The following is a 15,916-nucleotide window of genomic DNA, read 5'->3' as shown; positions in this document are numbered from 1 at the left end:
GATGATGATTCATTTCCATCATGACTGCAGCAGGCGGACACTGTGCTGCCCTGCTTCAACGGAACATCGCGTGTCCCCTTCCCTTCCTCCCCTGCAGCGCTGGCAGATCCTGCTGATGGCGGTCGCCACCGGCGTCGCGGTAGCCAGCAATTACTACGCGCAGCCATTGCTGCATACCATCGCCGATGCCTTCGGCGTGCCGTTCGGCCAGGTCGGCATGGTGGTCACCGCTGCCCAGTTGAGCTACGCCGCCGGCCTCATCCTGCTGGTGCCGTTGGGTGATCTGTTCGAGCGCCGCCGGCTGATCGTGGTGATGACGTTGCTGTCGGCCAGTGGACTGGTGATCAGCGCGTGCGCGCCGTCGTTGCCATGGCTGCTGGCCGGTACCGCGATCACCGGGTTGTTCTCGGTGGTGGCGCAGGTGCTGGTGCCGTTCGCCGCCACCCTGGCCGCACCGGAGCATCGCGGGCGCGTGGTCGGCACGCTGATGAGCGGGCTGCTGCTGGGCATCCTGCTGGCACGCACCGTGGCCGGGCTGCTGTCGAGCCTGGGCGACTGGCGCCTGGTCTATGCGATCGCTGCAGGTACGCTGGTGCTGACAGCACTGGCCCTGCAGCACGGCCTGCCGCGCTTCCACCACAGCGCCGGGCTGAGCTACTTCGCGCTGCTGCGCTCGATCGGCACGCTGTTCGTGCAGGAACCGGTGCTGCGCCAGCGCACGCTGCTCGGCGCGTGCAGCTTTGCGATGTTCGCGATCTTCTGGACGCCACTGGCCTTCCTGCTGGCGCAGCCGCCGTATGCCTACAGCGACGCCACCATCGGCCTGTTCGGGCTGGTCGGTGCCGCCGGTACCCTGGCCGCGGGTCTGGCCGGGCGCATGTCGGATCGTGGCCAGAGCGGCCGGGCCACGGCCATTGCGCTGATGCTGTTGCTGCTGTCCTGGCTGCCTCTGGGGCTGTCGGCGCACTCGCTGCTGGCGCTGCTGGTCGGCGTGGTGGTGCTGGACCTGGCCGCGCAGCTGCTGCATGTCAGCAACCAGAACCTGATCTACGCGCTGCAGCCGGAGGCACGCAACCGCCTCAATGCCGGTTACATGACCGGCTATTTCATCGGTGGCTCGCTGGGCTCGCTGCTGTCGGCGCAGGTCTACCAGCGTTTCGGCTGGACCGGTGTGTGCGTGGCCGGTACCGCGGTGGCGGTACTGGCCCTGCTGGTGTGGCTGCCCTCTGCCTGGCGCACCCGCCAGGCAGCATAGGCCGACTAGAAGCTGCCCTGCAGCGCCAGCTCCCAGCGTCCACCGGCATTGCCCGGGAACAGCCGTTTGGCAGCGCTGTCGGTGTCATGCACGGTGGCGCGCAGTTCCCAGGCCGGCGTCAACGTGGCGATGGCACTGAGCTGGCCATGCAGGTAGTCCGGCCCCTGCGCGGTGGCCAGCCAGTACTGCCCCACCGCTGCTTCCAGGCGCACGCGCTCGTTCAACGGCACCCGCACGCCCAGCTGCGCGTAGGTGCCGCGACGGCCGCCGGCCAGGGCATCGTTGGAGTGGGCAACCTGCAGCCAGGCGCGTTGCTTCCAGGTGGTGGTGACATTGAGTTCGGTCCAGTCCAGTGCGCGGCCGGTACCCGGATACACATAACGGGTGAAGTTCGCATCCAGGCTCCAGTCCGGCGACAGTGCGCCCGACCAGCCGGCGACGAGATCGAACTCGCTGCGTGCACCGTTGTCCGGCGTGAACGAGACATTCGAGCCCCATGCGCTGGCATACCAGCCCGAACCCACCGTCACCTTCGCCCCCACCTGCGCGGCCGGATCGCCGTCGCTCTGGGAGCTGCCGCGCCACACATAGTCGCTGGTCAATGCCGCCGTGCCACTCACCTGCACCTGCGCCTGCACGCTGCCGGCGCACAGCAGCCCCGCCAGTGCGGCCGCGCTGGCCACGATCATCCCCTTGCTCTTCACTGCACTCACTTCCTCGTCGAAGGCGGCCTTGTCCGCCGGGACGGCAGTGTCGACGGCATGGGCGTAACGGTTCGATGGCGATGCCGCCGTACCAGCGCAAATTCAGCGTAAATCCGCGCCGCAACGAGCGCGGTATCATGCAGGCCTATTTCCAGGAACCAACCACGTGGACGCCATCCTGACCCCGGTATCGATCGGCGAGCTGATCGACAAGATCACCATTCTCGAGATCAAGGCCGAGCGCATCGACGATGCGACCAAGCTGGCCAACGTTCGTACCGAGCTTGATGGCCTGCTGCCGCTGCTGCAGCAGCAGCTTGAGGCACAGCCGGCACTGGCCGCGCTGAAGACGCAGCTGAAGGCCATCAACGAGCGCATGTGGGAGATCCAGGACCAGCTGCGCGACAAGGAAGCGGCGCAGGTGTTCGACGAGGCGTTCATCCAGCTGGCGCGCGGCGTGTACGGCACCAACGGCGAACGCGTGCAGGTGAAGAACGAGATCAACCGTGTCGCCGGGTCGGCGCTGGTCGAGGAAAAGCAGTACCAGGGCGAGTAAGCGCGCCCGTCAGCCACACTCCAGCAGGTGGCGGATGCGGAACAGTTCGACATCGCTGCGGATTCCCAGCTTCTGGTAGGCCGCTTTCTTCTGCGTGCTGATGGTGCTGGCCGAGCGCTGGAAGCGCCGCGCCACTTCACCGGTGCTGCAGCCTTGCAGCAGCAGCCCCAGCACTTCGCGTTCACGCCGGCTCAGTGGCGTCAGGCTGGGCGCCGACATGCGCCGCGAGCGTGATCGATTCAGCTGCGTGCGCAGATCCGGGGGCACGAAACGCCCCCCGCGGGCCACCACGTCCACCGCGCGCAGCAGCATTTCCGGCGTGGTCGCCTTGGACAGGAAGCCGCGTGCACCGGCCTGCATCGTCGTGACCACGGTGCTGGCATTGCAGTGTGCCGACAGCACCAGTATCGGCACGCTGGGCCAGCGCCGGGACAACCCGCGCAGCAGCTGCAGGCCGTCGCCAAGATCGCCCAGCGGCAGCGCATCGATCAGCAGCAGGTCAACGCTGCCCGGTTCGCTCTCCAACAGTTCCAACAGGTCACGTTCGTTGGCGTAGCTGCCGCGCACGTGCACGCCGCTGTGCTGGCGCAGCAACACCTCCACCCCCAGCCGCAGCACCGGATGCGGATCCAGCAGTGCCAGGCGGCGCGGCCGATCAGGGAGCAGCGGTGGGAGGACGGGCGGCATCGCGGTGTATCCGACAGCACGGGATATCCACCGTAGGCCGCCACTGGCGGTGGCGGAATCCAATTCATTGCAATGCAACATGACGCCCGCATCGCAGTCAGACTCTGTTCTGATTCCCCACAACGCAACAGGCCCGGCAATGCCGGGCCTGTTGCAGCACGAACAGCGCGCGGGCGCGCCGTAGATGCAATTACCAGCTGAAGCGCGGGCCGACGGTGTATTCCTTGTCGCCGTGGCGGTTCATCTTCAGCTCGCCGTTCAGGCCCCAGTTCTGGTTCAGCTTGACCTGACCACCCAGACGGCCGTACCACTGGCTGTCGATGTCGACGCCGTGCTTCTTCGAATAGTCTTCGTAACCGACCAGGCCGTAGACTTCAGCGTGGGCACCGAACGCGGTACGGATACCGGCTTCAGCGCTGTAGCCGTTGAAATCCAGGCCGTGCTTCTGGTCGAACTTCTGGTAGGCAACGCGGGCAACGAAGTCGGTCGACGGAGCGATTTCGACGTTGTAGCCGGCACCGACCTTCCACTGGTCAACCTTGATGTTGGTGTGGTCGACTTCCTGGCGGCTGTATTCGCCGAACGCGTGGAAGTTCGGCAGGAAGCCGTAGGAACCCTTCACGCCCCAGCCATCAGCCTTGATGCCGTCAACGTCGGTCTTGGCGTAATCAGCCTCAGCGTAGTTGTAGGACAGGTTCTCGGCGGCCGAAGCGGTGAACGGCAGGGCAGCGGCCAGAGCCAGAGCAATCAGCGAATTCTTCATGGGGGTACACCTTTACTTTCTTATGGTGTGCAGCAGCGCCAGGGCGCCATCGCATCGGGAATGTAAATTCTCCGTTATTCGCCACAACGCTCCCTGAAAACAGCGGTCTTCGCATTGCTGAATTTTTTGCATTGATTCAGCAAGGCTCAGGCATACGCGCGCGGTACGCGCACGCGCTTCGATTCAACGGTGCAGCTCAACGGTGCAGCAATCGATGTCGATTTTCCGCGCCCTGAAGCGTCGACTCATTGAAGGCCGTGCACCTGGCATGGTCCATTCCGGAGGCAAGCGATGAGCTACATCGATGGTTTCGTACTGGCAGTGCCGACCGCCAACAAGGAGAAGTTCCTCGCCCATGCACGTGCAGGTGATCCCGTTTTCATCGAATACGGCGCGCTGCGCGTGGTCGAGTGCTGGGGCGATGACGTGCCGCATGGCAAGACCACCGACTTCTTCGGCGCGGTGAAAGCCACGGCGGAGGAAACGGTGGTGTTTTCCTGGATCGAGTGGCCGGACAAGGCCACCCGCGATGCAGGCATGCAGAAGATGATGGAAGACCCGCGGTTGGACCCGACGAAGAATCCCATGCCGTTCGACGGTGCGCGGATGATCTACGGCGGATTCGAGCCGATCTTCGAACTCAAGCGCTGACCCGGGCGGGCGTCCTCAGCGGGCGCCCGCTTCATCCTCACCGGCCGCATGGCCCGCACCCAGCGCAGCACCCGCGCCAACACCAAGCCCGCCCATTCCGGCGCCCATGCCACCGCCGCCACCACCGGCGCGACCGCCCTTGGCTTCGCCCTCGTTGCGGCCCTTGCCACTTCCGCCACCGCTGCCCGCGGGGCGGGTAGGCCCCTGCCGCGGGATCTCCAGGTCGGCCGGCACCGGCGCGAGGTCCAGCGCCTCGCGGACGAAGTCGCGCAGCGAGATCACCAGTTCGTGTGTGTGCACCGGCCGCCTCTGCGCCAGTTCACTGGCAGCGCGCGCGGCCAGCCGTACCTGCTCGTCGGTGCCCAGCAGCAGGATGTCCGACAAAGCCGCTTCGACCGCATCGCGGATGCGCCTGGCCCGATCCGAGCCCGGCTCGGCAATGCCTTCTTCGTGGGCCCGCTGGCGCAGGTCGCGCAGATGGGCCGGGTCGACCCCCAGCTCACCGGTGAAGGAACCGCCCAGCGTCTTGTAGGCCGCCATCAAGGTACGCAGCCGCTCGTTGATCTGGCGGTTCTCGCGTTCGCGGCGCTGCTGCAGGGTCTGCATCACCAGCAGGCGGATTCCCACGCCGAGCAGGGTGATCAGAACCAGCCCGGCCAGGGTGGACAGCACGCCCTGCCAGGAACTGAAATCGATACCGCGCATGGTGTGGCCTCCTGCAGAAGACCTTCATCTTGCCCCAGCCTGCTGCCGCAGTTCCACGTCAGGCACGGATGAGCGCCCCGAAAACGCAGAAGGCCCTCCCGCCCGATGAGCGGAAGGGCCTTCGAACCACGCGCGATTACTTGCGCTTGGCAGCCTTGCGCACGGCCTTCTTGGCCGGAGCCTTCTTGGCCACGGCCTTCTTCAGCGGTGCAGCCTTCTTGGCCACGGTCTTGCGGGTAGCGGCGACCTTCTTGCCGACAACCTTCTTGGCGACGGCGGTCTTCTTGCCGACGACCTTCTTGGCAGCAGCGGTCTTCTTGCCGACAACCTTCTTGGCAGCGGCGGTCTTCTTGCCGACGACCTTCTTGGCAGCAGCGGTCTTCTTGCCGACAACCTTCTTGGCGGCGACGGTCTTCTTGCCGGCGACCTTCTTGGCGGCGACGGTCTTCTTGGCCACAGCCTTCTTGGCGGTAGCGACCTTCTTGCCGACAACCTTCTTGGCGGCCACGGTCTTCTTGGCTACAGCCTTCTTGGCGGTCGCGACCTTCTTGCCGACAACCTTCTTGGCAGCAGCGGTCTTCTTGGCAACAGCCTTCTTGGCGGTCGCAACCTTCTTGGTGGCGGCCTTCTTCACGGTGGCGACCTTCTTGCCGGCAGCCTTGGTGGTCTTCTTGGCAGCAGCAGCCTTCTTGGTCACGGTCTTGCCGGCAGCCGCCTTCTTCTTGGCCACTTCCTTCTTCAGGGCAGCCGCTTCGGCCTTGGCGTTCTTCTTGGCCGCTTCCAGCTTCTTCTTGGCGTTGGCAACGGTCTTGCCGACCGACTTGGCGGCCTTCTCGGCCTTCTTGGCAACGGTCTTCTCGACCTTGGCCACGACCTTCTTGGCCTTGGCGACGCGGGTGGTGGCAGCCTTGCGGGCGCGCTTGACGGTCTTCTTGACCGACTTCACTGCGTCTTCGGCGGCGTGGGCGATGGTCTCGCCGACGTTGGTGGCGGTTTCTTTCACGTTCTCGACGGCGTCGGTCACGACCGACACACCATTACCGTTGCTCATGTTGCCCTCCTAGGGGCCTGGATTGTCAAAACGGGGCGATGCTATACCGACAATGGCTATCGTGGAACGGGCACGACCGGTCAATCGCATCCGGTGCGACGCAACTGGTGTAAGCGATGGCGGCGGCTGACGCGCCGCGCAGTCAGGAAATCCCTTTTTTTAAGCAGTGTGCTGCGCCGCCTGCCTATTGCCGGCATGCCGATGCAGGCACTGGCGGCCGCAACACGTCCGCGCAGCAATGAGCGTCATTGCAAGGTCAGGATGCGCGGAACTGCGCAAGTGTCGCGGTGTGTCATGGCGCTGTCGGCCTGCCTTGCGGCGCTCGCGCGCGGCTGTCGCGAACAGCGATACGGCGCGTTCGGAACCCCTCCGGCACCCTCGGCGCGAGGTCGGATTTTCATGGGGCATTTATCCAGATCGCGACACACTCATTCAGCTTGTTCTACCGTATGCGTCAACGGCCCCCATCCCAGCCTGCGAACCGACTCCCATGCGACCGCTTCCCACCCTGCTTACGCTCGCAATCGCTGCTGCCTTCGGCGGCTTCGTTGCCACTGGCCTCAACGCGCACCTGGACAACCGTGCCGATGCTGCTCCACTGCCGGCGGTACTGCCCACCACCGCAGCGCTGCCGGCATCGGTCGCCGGGCAGGCGGTGCCATCGCTTGCCCCGATGCTGGAAAAAGCGATGCCGGCGGTGGTCAGCGTCAACACCAAGCAGGTGGTGCGGGTACGCAACCCGTTCTTCAACGACCCGTTCTTCCGCCGCCTGTTCCCGGACATTCCGCAGGAGCGGATCAACGAGTCACTCGGTTCGGGCGTCATCATCGATGCCACCGAAGGCCTGGTGCTGACCAACCACCACGTCATCGACAACGCCGATGACGTGCAGGTGACACTGGCCGATGGGCGCACGGTCAAGGCCGAGTTCCTCGGCTCGGACCGCGACACCGACATCGCGCTGATCCGCATTCCGGCGCAGAACCTGACCGACATCAAGCTGGGCAACAGCGACCAGCTGCGGGTCGGCGACTTCGTAGTCGCCATCGGCAATCCGTTCGGTTTCAGCCAGACGGTCACCTCGGGCATCGTCTCGGCGGTGGGCCGCAGCGGCATCCGCGGGCTGGGCTACCAGAACTTCATCCAGACCGATGCGTCGATCAACCCGGGCAATTCCGGTGGCGCGCTGGTCAACCTGCAGGGCCAGCTGGTGGGCATCAACACCGCCAGCTTCAACCCGCAGGGCAGCATGGCCGGCAACATCGGCCTGGGCCTGGCGATTCCATCGAACCTGGCCCGCAGCGTGGTCGACCAGCTGGTCAAGCACGGTGTGGTGGTGCGCGGCACGCTGGGCATCGAAAGCCAGAACCTGAGCGCGCAGATCGCGCAGGGCCTGGGCCTGGGCGAAACCCGTGGCGCACTGGTGACCCGCGTGCTGGCCGGCTCGGCCGGTGCCGCCGCAGGGCTGAAGCCGGGCGACGTGGTGGTCTCGGCCAACGGCCAGCGGGTGGACAGTGCCGAAGCACTGCACAACGTGGAAGGCCTGGCGGCGGTGGGCAGCGTGCTGACCCTGGACGTTCGCCGCGAAGGCAAGCCGCTGCAGATCAAGGCCACGCTGAAGGAGCAGGCGCGCGTGGTCAGCGGCGAGAGCCTGGACCCGCGCCTGACCGGTGCCAGCTTCGTCGATCTGCCCGAATCGCTGCGCCAGTCCGGCGTGGGCGGCGTGCTGGTCAGCGAGGTCAAGCGCGGCAGCCGCGCGGCGACCAATGGCCTGCAGCAGGGCGACATCATCACCGATGCCACGGTTGGCGAATTCGCCGACCTGGCCAGCTGGCGCGCCAATTTCCAGCAGCGCCCGCCGACCCTGGTGCTGCGCGTGCTGCGTAACAATGGCCAGCAGCAGGGCCAGTTGGTGATGCGGTGATCGCCTGGCCGTAACGCCCCCTATACCCCCGTGATGCTATCTCTGTATGTCCAGGTCGGCTGAGCCGATCGCCCGTTTCCCCATCGCAACAGGAGTGATTCGATGAGCCCCACCAATACCGAAAACCTGAAGGACCACCTGGGTGAAGCCGGTTCCCACCTGAAGCAGGCCGCCAGCGCTGCCGGCGGTGCGATCAAGGGCGCTACCGGTGCCGCGACCGACGAACTGCGCATCGGCAAGGCCAACGTCAAGGCTGAACTGTCCGACAGCGCGCTGTCGGGCCTGGCTGCCGCCGAGTTCGGTGGTGCCGCCGCCAAGGAACAGGTCGATGCGCTGATGGACAAGGGCAAGGACCTGATCGACAGCGCCGCTGAACTGATCCGCGAACGTCCGCTGGCCTCGTTCGGTGTGGCCTTCGCTACCGGCTGGATCATCGCCAAGCTGGCCCGCGGCAGCGACAAGTAAGCTGCGGCGTGAGCGAAGACACCACGCAACGTCCCGATCCGGCGGCCACGCCGCCGTTGGACGAGAGCATCCGCCAGGTCGGCGCTGCCGGCCGGGCGACCGTCGATTCGGCCAAGCACTCGCTGCGTTCGCTGCGTCGGTTGGCGTCGGCGGACTTCGCGCTTGCACGCAGCGCGTTCGGGCGTGCGTTGGCCTGGGCCGGCGTCGCCATCGTGTTCGGCGCCTCGGCGTGGCTGCTGATGGCCGCCACCCTCATCGCCCTGCTGCAGAGCTTCGGCCTGAGCTGGCTGCAGGCGCTGCTGATCACCTCGTTGCTGAGCCTGGCCGTCACCGGCTACGCGATCTGGCGCGTGTCGTATTTCTTCCACCACACCGGCATGCACGCCACCCGGCGCCAGTTGTCCCGGTTGGGCCTGTTCGATGAGCCCACCGATGATGATCCCGATGCCGGGGTGCAGATTCCGGAGGGCAAGCCATGAAGTTCGGTGCACTGCAGCGGCGGGTAAAGCGCTGCGAACAGGTGATGGCCGTGCGCATCGGCGAGACCCAGGACAACTGGGGCGTACTCAGCCAGGTCTGGCGACAGGGCTGGTCACCACTGCGCATCGTGCTGGTCGGCCTGGCCGGCGGTTTCATCGCCGGCAAGCTGGAGGTTCCAGGCAAGGTCAACGGTGCGCGTTGGCTGCAGATGGTAGGTTCGGTCTCCAGCCTGTTCGCCAGCGCGCAGGCCGCGTTTGCCACCGTGGTGGCGGCACAGGCGGCGGAAACCGCAGACGATGCCGCCGACCAGGCGGATGAGGCCACCGAGCAGCCGGCGCCCGCAGCTGCACGGCCGGCAGCGCAGCCGGCGCCCACGGTGGACACCGAGCTGCGTGGGCCGCGTCCGGCCGAAGCGGCCACCGAGATGTCCGAACGTTGATGATTCTTACCCGCCGCGTTGATCGCGGCGGGTCGATAATGGGCTTCTTTTCCCGGTCGGTACGTCGATGAGCGAGTCCCTGTTGTCCCCGTCGTCGCCTGCGCCGGACGCCCCCGCACCGCTGCCTCCCGCCTCGCGCCCACGTGGCCCGATGTCGCTGGTCATACTGGCGACCCTGGCCGTGGCGTTCACCCTGTGGGCGGCACAGGACATCATCCTGCCGGTGCTGCTGGCGATGTTCTTCGCCCTGGTCGGCAACCCGATCCTGCGCCTGCTGCAGAAGCTGTGGATTCCGCGCGCCCTTGGCGCCCTGCTGGTGCTGGGCGCCGGACTGGGCGTGACCGGCGCCTTGGCGGTGCAGCTGATCGGCCCGGCGATGGACTGGGCACAGGAAGCACCGCAGCAGCTGCGCAAGGTCGCGCGCCAGGTGCAGGACCTGACCAAGCCGGTGCAGCAGGCCAACCAGGCGGCGGAGAATTTCGCGCGCGTGGCCGGTGGCGACGGCAACCGCAAGGTGCAGGTGATCCGCACCCAGCTGGACGATCCCTACCGCATGCTCACGCGCGCGCCGCGGCTGGCGGCCTCGGTGCTGGCCGTCGTGCTGCTGACGCTGTTCTTCATGATCTACGGCCAGAGCCTGCAGCGCGCGGCGATCGCCCTGTTCCCGAACCGGCAGCAGCAGCGTTTTACCAGCGACATCCTGCGCTCGATCGAACACGAGGTATCGCGCTACGTATTGACCATCAGCGTGATCAACACCGTGGTCGGCCTGCTGTTGGCCGGTGTGCTGATGCTGCTGGGCATCGGCCTGCAGGAGGCCCTGCTGTGGGGCACCGTGGCGGCGCTGCTGAATTTCGCGCCCTATGTCGGCCCGCTGCTCGGCGTGGCATTGATGCTGCTGATGGGCTTCGTCGAGTTCCGCGACCCGCTGCAGGCGCTGCTCCCTGCGGCCGCCTACCTGACCCTGCATACCCTGGAAGGGCAGCTGGTGACGCCGATCGTGCTTGGCCGGCAGATGAAACTGTCACCGCTGGTGCTGATCCTGGCGCTGATGGTGTTCGGCTGGGCCTGGGGCATGATCGGCCTGCTGCTGGCGGTGCCACTGCTGGTCTGCATCAAGCTGGTGCTGGCACGACTGGAGGGCATGCAGGGCTGGGCGCGCTTGCTGGAGTGAGCCGGCCAGGACAATGTTCGCGCCGATGGCAGGGCCGGAAACAAGGGCAGAACTGGCAGAATAGTCCCCCTTTTTTCGGATGGATCCGTTCGGATGACCTCGTTCGCCACACGCTGCCTCGCCCTTGCCTGCCTTGCCACCCCTGCTTTCGCCGCGACGCCGCCGGCAATCGAGCAGGCGCGTGCCCAGCTGGTCGAAGCGGTCACCTGCCAGCGCCACCTCACCCCCAAGCAGTTCGAAACGATCGCCCAGTTGCTGGCGCCGCCGCCGCTGCGGGCGGGAAACGGGGAGTCCAGCGGTGAGTTCCTGTTGACCACGCCGCTGATGGTGCTGGGCCAGCCAGTGAACCGCCTGCAGGCGTACGACGGCGACAGCGGCGAGGATGGCGTCGACAGTTTCACCGCGTACTTCAGCACCGCCAGCGTCGAACAGATCGCGGCACTGGCGAAGCTGTCCGACCCGGTGGCGGGCAGCTACACGCGGGAAGTGGGCCGGCACAACCTGGATGTGCGGCGGTTCGACGGCCAGACCACCATCAGCTGCTCCTACGACCTGCGCTGACGCACCCTGCAGTGCCCCCCTGCCCGTCGCGCGCATGAAAGCGCGCGCGGGCAGGCGTAGAATGGCGGGGTGAAATTCCCTGTCCTTGCCATCACCCTCGACCTCGACGATACGCTGTGGCCGTTCGCTCCGATCGGCACCCGCATCGACCAGGTCCTGTTCGACTGGATGCGTGAACACAGCCCCGCCACCGCCGCGATGTATCCGGTGGCGGCCATGCGCGAACTGCGCGAGCGCTCGTTCCGCGACAACCCCCACCTGCATTTCGACCTGAGCGCGCTGCGCCGGCTGACGATCCAGGAGGCGCTGGAAAACAGTGGCGCCAGCCTGGACCTTCTGGAACCGGCGTATGAAGTGTTCTATGCCGCGCGCAACCAGGTGGAGTGCTACCCCGATGCGCTGGATGCTCTGGCGCGGATCGCCGCGCGGGTGCCGGTGGCCGCGTTGAGCAACGGCAACGCCGACCTGGAACGGATCGGCCTGGCCCATCACTTCAGCTTCCAGCTGGGCGCGCGCGAGCATGGCGCGGCCAAGCCCGAAGCAAGCATTTTCCACGCCGCCTGCGACCGCCTGGGCGTCGCCCCGGCGCAGGTGCTGCACGTGGGCGACCACGTCGAGATGGACGTGGCCGGCGCGATGGCTGCCGGCCTGCGCGGCTGCTGGATCAACCGCGAAGCGGCCACCTGGAACCATCCGCAGCTGCAGCCTGACCTGCAGTTCGACACCCTCACCGGCCTGGCCGATTGGCTCGATGCCAACCTCGACGCCGCCGACGCTGACGCATCCCGGAGTACCTGACGCATGAGCGAGATCACTGGTTTCACCGCCGACACCACCGCCGCGCTGCCGTTGCACGTGCTGGACCGCAGCCAGTTCGAGGCGTGGAAGAACAGCCAGTCCGCTGCGACCCAAGCGTGGTTGAAGTCGCAGGGGTTCACTGCCGGCGCGCATTCCGTCGCGCTGCTGCCCGGCGCCGATGGCCTGGCGGGCGCGGTGATCGGTATCGGCGATCGCGGCGATGCCTACAGCTACGCCCATGCACCGCATGCCCTGCCGGAAGGCAGCGTGTGGCAGCTGGCCAGCGAACTGCCGGCCGCCGAACAGGCGCTGCTGCAGCTGGGCTGGGGCCTGGGCAGCTACCGCTTCGACCGCTACCGCAAGCGCAACCGCACGCCGGCCCAGCTGGTTGCCGCCCCCACCGGCGAGGTGGCCGACCTGATCGCCGCCAGCCTGCGCGTGCGTGACTGGGTGAACACGCCGACCGAAGACATGGGCCCGCAGCAGCTGGAAGACGCCGCACGTGCCCTGGCTGAAGCGCATGGCGCGCAGGTTGAAGCGATCACCGGCGACGAACTGCTGGCGCAGAATTTCCCGGCCATCCACGCGGTGGGCCGTGCCTCGCACCGCGCGCCGCGGCTGATCGTACTGCGCTGGGGCAAGGAGTCCGACCCGGCGCTGGCGCTGGTCGGCAAGGGCGTGTGCTTCGATACCGGCGGCCTGGACATCAAGCCGGCCGATGGCATGCGCAACATGAAGAAGGACATGGGCGGCGCCGCCCACGCGCTGGCACTGGCCGGGATGGTGATGGCCCAGCAGTTGCCGGTGCGCCTGACCCTGCTGGTTCCGGCGGTGGAAAACGCGATCGGCCCGGATGCGTTCCGTCCGGGCGAAGTGATCGCCACCCGCAAGGGCCTGAGCGTGGAGATCGACAACACCGACGCCGAAGGCCGGGTGATCCTGTGCGACGCGCTGACCTTCGCCGGTGAGCAGAAGCCGGACCTGGTGCTGGACTTCGCCACCCTGACCGGCGCCGCACGCATCGCGCTGGGCCCGGATCTGCCGGCGCTGTTCAGCAACGATGACACGGTTGCCCAGCAGTGGCTGCAGGCTGGCGACGCCACCCGCGACCCGGTGTGGCGCATGCCGCTGTGGCGCCCCTACCTGCGTTACCTGAGCAGCGGCATCGCCGACCTGGCCAACGCCGGTTCGCGCATGGCCGGCTCGGTGACCGCCGCGCTGTACCTGGAACGCTTCCTGGAAGATGGCCAGCGCTGGGCACATCTGGATGTGTATGCCTGGAACGATGGCGAGCGCCCGGGCCGCCCGGCCGGTGGCGAAGCCCTCGCCCTGCGTTCGGCCTGGGCGATGCTGAAAGCACGTTACGCCTGATGCAGCCGCCGGGCATGACCCGGCGCTACCGATGCCGATGCCGGTGCGGGTGCTGATCCGCAATTCCGGTGGGTGCCGATCTTGGTCGGCACCCCATCACCCGGCAAATCTGACGAAAAATTGAATTTCGGCTCCGGCCGGGTTCTGCGAGGATGTGGTGGTCGCCCACCCACACGTCCGTGAAGGCAGGACTCCGACCATGTCGCTCTTCCGCTACACCCGTGCCGGCCAAGGGCCGCAGTCACCGCGCAAGCATTCACCGCTGCCCTGGATCGCCCTGATCGCGCTGATCCTGGGCATCGTCGCCCTCGCTTTTGCCTGGTTGGCCGGTTGGATCGGGCGCGACCGACTGACCGCGCAGCGCTTCACCGACACCATCGAGGCCACTGGCCCTGCGCATCCCGGGTTCCGCCGCGCGCACAGCAAGGGCGTGTGCGTGAGCGGTTGGTTCGAACCCAGCGCGCAGGCGCCAACACTCTCCAGTGCACGGGTGTTCTCGCAGTCCCGCGTGCCGGTGATGGGCCGGCTGTCGATCGGCGGCGGTGACCCCTACGGCGCCGACAACACCGCACGGGTGCGCAGCATCGCGGTGCAGATGGTCAGCGATGACGGCCAGGAATGGCGGATGGCGATGAACAGCTTCCCGTTCTTCGCCGTGCCCACCGCCGAAGCCTTCTACGAGCAGACCCGCGCGCAGATTCCGGACCCGGCCACCGGCAAGCCCGACCCGCAGAAGATGGCCGCCGTACTGGCGAAATACCCCAGCGCGCAGGCCTTCCAGCAGTGGGCCAAGAGCGCACCGTGGACCAGCAGCTGGGCCAACACCACCTTCAACAGCGTCAACAGCTTCTGGTTCACCAACGCGCAGGGGCAGAAGCGCGCAGTGCGCTGGCGCTGGCAGCCGCAGGCACCGGTGGTGGAGATGGATGCGGACGCACGCAAGCAGGCCAACGTCGATTTTCTCAGCCAGGAACTGCAGCAACGCCTGGCCACCGGCCCGGTACGCTGGAACCTGGTGGTCAGCCTGGCTGCGCCCGGCGATGCCATTGATGACCCCTCGGTGCCGTGGCCGGAATCGCGCGATCAGGTGGTGGCCGGTGTGCTCAGCCTCGACCGCATGCAGTCACAGGAAGAAGGCGCCTGCGGCCAGCTCAACTTCGACCCACTGATCGTGCCCAGCGGCGTGCGAGGCAGTGATGACCCGATCCTGGCGGCGCGCTCGGCGGTGTATTCGCAGTCGTTCAACCGCCGTGAACGCGAGCGCGCCAGCGGCAACGTCGAGCAAGCGAAGGAGGCTGCGCGATGAGCACCGGCAACGGCCACTTCAACCTGCTCGCCCGGGTGCTGCACTGGTCCATGGCGTTGATGATCATCGCGATGCTGTTCGTCGGCGTGACCATGGTCGCCTCGCTGCACCTGCGGCCGATGCTGATCGACCTGCACCGTCCGCTGGGCATCGCCATCCTGCTGCTGGTGGTGCTGCGCCTGTACAACCGCCTGCGCCATCGCCCACCGCCGCTGCCAGCGGATCTTCCCGCGTGGCAGGTGCTGGCGGCGAAGGCCTCGCACTGGATGCTGTACGCGTTGATGCTGGCGATGCCGCTGATCGGCTGGGCGATGCTGTCGGCCGGCGGCTACCCGATCGTGCTGGGCGGTGGCCTGCACCTGCCACCGATCGTGCCGCATACCCCGGCGCTGTACGCCGCGCTGCGCAATGCGCACAGCCTGCTGGCCTACGTGCTGTTCGCCACGGTGCTGATGCACGTGGGTGCGGCGCTGTTCCACCTGTGGGTGCGCCGCGATGGCGTGTTCCAGGCGATGGCACGCGGGAAGGATTGACGGGGTTCGCCGGTTGTTCCCGGCGGGTCATTTCCGCGACCGCGGAGGGGTGTCACTTTCTTTGCGCGCAAGAAAGTAACCAAAGAAACGCTCCGCCGGCCGCGAGCCGACGTGCTTCGCACGCCGGTGCCCTGCGCTCCTCGGTCCGTCGAGGGACGGCGCCAAGAGCAGCCGAGCATGGCTCGGCTCTACAGAGAGCGAGGCGCCTCTGCGCCCTCGCCGGACCTGCGGTGCTCGGCTCGCTCAAGGCGGACGGGAGGGGCAAGGGCAACAGCAACAGCATCCACGCATGGCGTGGATCTACTGGGTGCAACATCGGCTTTTGACGTTGGGTCCGCCTTCTAGCGAGCCGAGCATCGCAGGGGAATCAGGGGCGTAGAGGCGCCGATGTCTGAGCGCAGCGAGTTCGGCGCCGTCCCCTGATTCACCGAGAAGCGCAGGGTACCGGTGCGCAGCACCGGCTCGCGACCTGGCGGCGTGTTTCTTTGGTTAC

Annotated in this window: 18 protein-coding genes; 13 read left to right on the top strand and 5 right to left on the bottom strand. The window is 66.9% G+C overall.

Features of this window, described 5'->3' with window-relative positions:
- Positions 1-70 precede the first annotated feature (70 nt).
- Entirely contained in the window at positions 71-1,255 is a 1,185-nt protein-coding gene (locus GIW57_RS05230) for an MFS transporter (RefSeq protein WP_236509355.1), read from the top strand.
- 5 nt (positions 1,256-1,260) lie between these two features.
- On the opposite strand, the gene GIW57_RS05225 is transcribed toward GIW57_RS05230, so the two are convergent.
- A complete protein-coding gene (locus GIW57_RS05225) occupies positions 1,261-1,959 on the bottom strand; it encodes a TorF family putative porin (RefSeq protein WP_236509354.1) in 699 nt (232 codons plus the stop codon).
- Positions 1,960-2,125: 166 nt separating this feature from the next.
- Between GIW57_RS05225 and GIW57_RS05220 the strand changes: the two genes are divergently transcribed.
- Positions 2,126-2,515 carry a DUF6165 family protein gene (locus GIW57_RS05220; protein ID WP_099819649.1) on the top strand — a complete coding sequence of 130 codons (390 nt, stop codon included), beginning with the start codon at positions 2,126-2,128 and terminating at the stop codon, positions 2,513-2,515.
- A gap of 9 nt (positions 2,516-2,524) precedes the next feature.
- On the opposite strand, the gene GIW57_RS05215 is transcribed toward GIW57_RS05220, so the two are convergent.
- Complete coding sequence (locus GIW57_RS05215; RefSeq protein WP_236509353.1) at positions 2,525-3,202, bottom strand: response regulator transcription factor; 678 nt, start codon at positions 3,200-3,202, stop codon at positions 2,525-2,527.
- A gap of 190 nt (positions 3,203-3,392) precedes the next feature.
- Positions 3,393-3,965, bottom strand: coding sequence for an Ax21 family protein (locus GIW57_RS05210; protein ID WP_025878364.1), 573 nt, complete (start codon positions 3,963-3,965; stop codon positions 3,393-3,395).
- A gap of 291 nt (positions 3,966-4,256) precedes the next feature.
- On the opposite strand from GIW57_RS05210, the gene GIW57_RS05205 reads away from it, so the two are divergent.
- Positions 4,257-4,616, top strand: coding sequence for a DUF1428 domain-containing protein (locus GIW57_RS05205; protein ID WP_236509352.1), 360 nt, complete (start codon positions 4,257-4,259; stop codon positions 4,614-4,616).
- A 15-nt stretch (positions 4,617-4,631) separates the two neighbouring features.
- On the opposite strand, the gene GIW57_RS05200 is transcribed toward GIW57_RS05205, so the two are convergent.
- Both GIW57_RS05200 and GIW57_RS05195 read right to left on the bottom strand, forming a co-directional pair.
- Positions 4,632-5,321 (bottom strand): hypothetical protein, encoded by a 690-nt coding sequence (locus GIW57_RS05200; RefSeq protein ID WP_236509351.1) that lies wholly within the window; start codon positions 5,319-5,321, stop codon positions 4,632-4,634.
- Positions 5,322-5,457: 136 nt separating this feature from the next.
- Positions 5,458-6,372 (bottom strand): histone, encoded by a 915-nt coding sequence (locus GIW57_RS05195; protein WP_100461933.1) that lies wholly within the window; start codon positions 6,370-6,372, stop codon positions 5,458-5,460.
- 490 nt (positions 6,373-6,862) lie between these two features.
- Between GIW57_RS05195 and GIW57_RS05190 the strand changes: the two genes are divergently transcribed.
- The 10 genes from GIW57_RS05190 (at position 6,863) to GIW57_RS05145 (ending at position 15,423) form a co-directional block, all read left to right on the top strand.
- Positions 6,863-8,296, top strand: coding sequence for a Do family serine endopeptidase (locus GIW57_RS05190; RefSeq protein ID WP_099819644.1), 1,434 nt, complete (start codon positions 6,863-6,865; stop codon positions 8,294-8,296).
- A gap of 102 nt (positions 8,297-8,398) precedes the next feature.
- The gene (locus GIW57_RS05185) at positions 8,399-8,761 is read left to right on the top strand and encodes a hypothetical protein (protein WP_025878359.1); all 363 of its coding nucleotides are present in this window, start codon (positions 8,399-8,401) and stop codon (positions 8,759-8,761) included.
- An 8-nt stretch (positions 8,762-8,769) separates the two neighbouring features.
- A complete protein-coding gene (locus GIW57_RS05180; RefSeq protein ID WP_089241379.1) occupies positions 8,770-9,240 on the top strand; it encodes a phage holin family protein in 471 nt (156 codons plus the stop codon).
- Positions 9,237-9,680, top strand: coding sequence for a protein sip-5 (locus GIW57_RS05175; RefSeq protein ID WP_205405816.1), 444 nt, complete (start codon positions 9,237-9,239; stop codon positions 9,678-9,680). Before GIW57_RS05180 ends, GIW57_RS05175 begins: the two co-directional genes overlap by 4 nt.
- A gap of 67 nt (positions 9,681-9,747) precedes the next feature.
- Positions 9,748-10,854 (top strand): AI-2E family transporter, encoded by a 1,107-nt coding sequence (locus GIW57_RS05170; RefSeq protein ID WP_100461931.1) that lies wholly within the window; start codon positions 9,748-9,750, stop codon positions 10,852-10,854.
- A gap of 93 nt (positions 10,855-10,947) precedes the next feature.
- Positions 10,948-11,415, top strand: a complete 468-nt coding sequence (locus tag GIW57_RS05165) for a hypothetical protein (RefSeq protein ID WP_236509350.1) — start codon at positions 10,948-10,950, stop codon at positions 11,413-11,415.
- A gap of 69 nt (positions 11,416-11,484) precedes the next feature.
- Positions 11,485-12,213, top strand: a complete 729-nt coding sequence (locus GIW57_RS05160; RefSeq protein ID WP_236509349.1) for an HAD-IA family hydrolase — start codon at positions 11,485-11,487, stop codon at positions 12,211-12,213.
- Between the two features lie 3 nt (positions 12,214-12,216).
- Positions 12,217-13,584, top strand: a complete 1,368-nt coding sequence (locus GIW57_RS05155) for a M17 family metallopeptidase (protein ID WP_236509348.1) — start codon at positions 12,217-12,219, stop codon at positions 13,582-13,584.
- Between the two features lie 199 nt (positions 13,585-13,783).
- Positions 13,784-14,890, top strand: coding sequence for a catalase family peroxidase (locus GIW57_RS05150; protein WP_100461928.1), 1,107 nt, complete (start codon positions 13,784-13,786; stop codon positions 14,888-14,890).
- Positions 14,887-15,423: a cytochrome b gene (locus GIW57_RS05145; RefSeq protein ID WP_100461927.1), complete on the top strand. Its 537-nt coding sequence runs from the start codon at positions 14,887-14,889 to the stop codon at positions 15,421-15,423. Before GIW57_RS05150 ends, GIW57_RS05145 begins: the two co-directional genes overlap by 4 nt.
- The last annotated feature ends 493 nt before the right edge of the window (positions 15,424-15,916 follow it).

It is taken from the genome of Stenotrophomonas sp. PA-6-5C, assembly GCF_021605635.1.
In the GTDB taxonomy this organism is placed as follows: Bacteria; Pseudomonadota; Gammaproteobacteria; order Xanthomonadales; family Xanthomonadaceae; genus Stenotrophomonas; species Stenotrophomonas lactitubi.
This window is presented reverse-complemented; position numbering and strand designations above follow the sequence as displayed.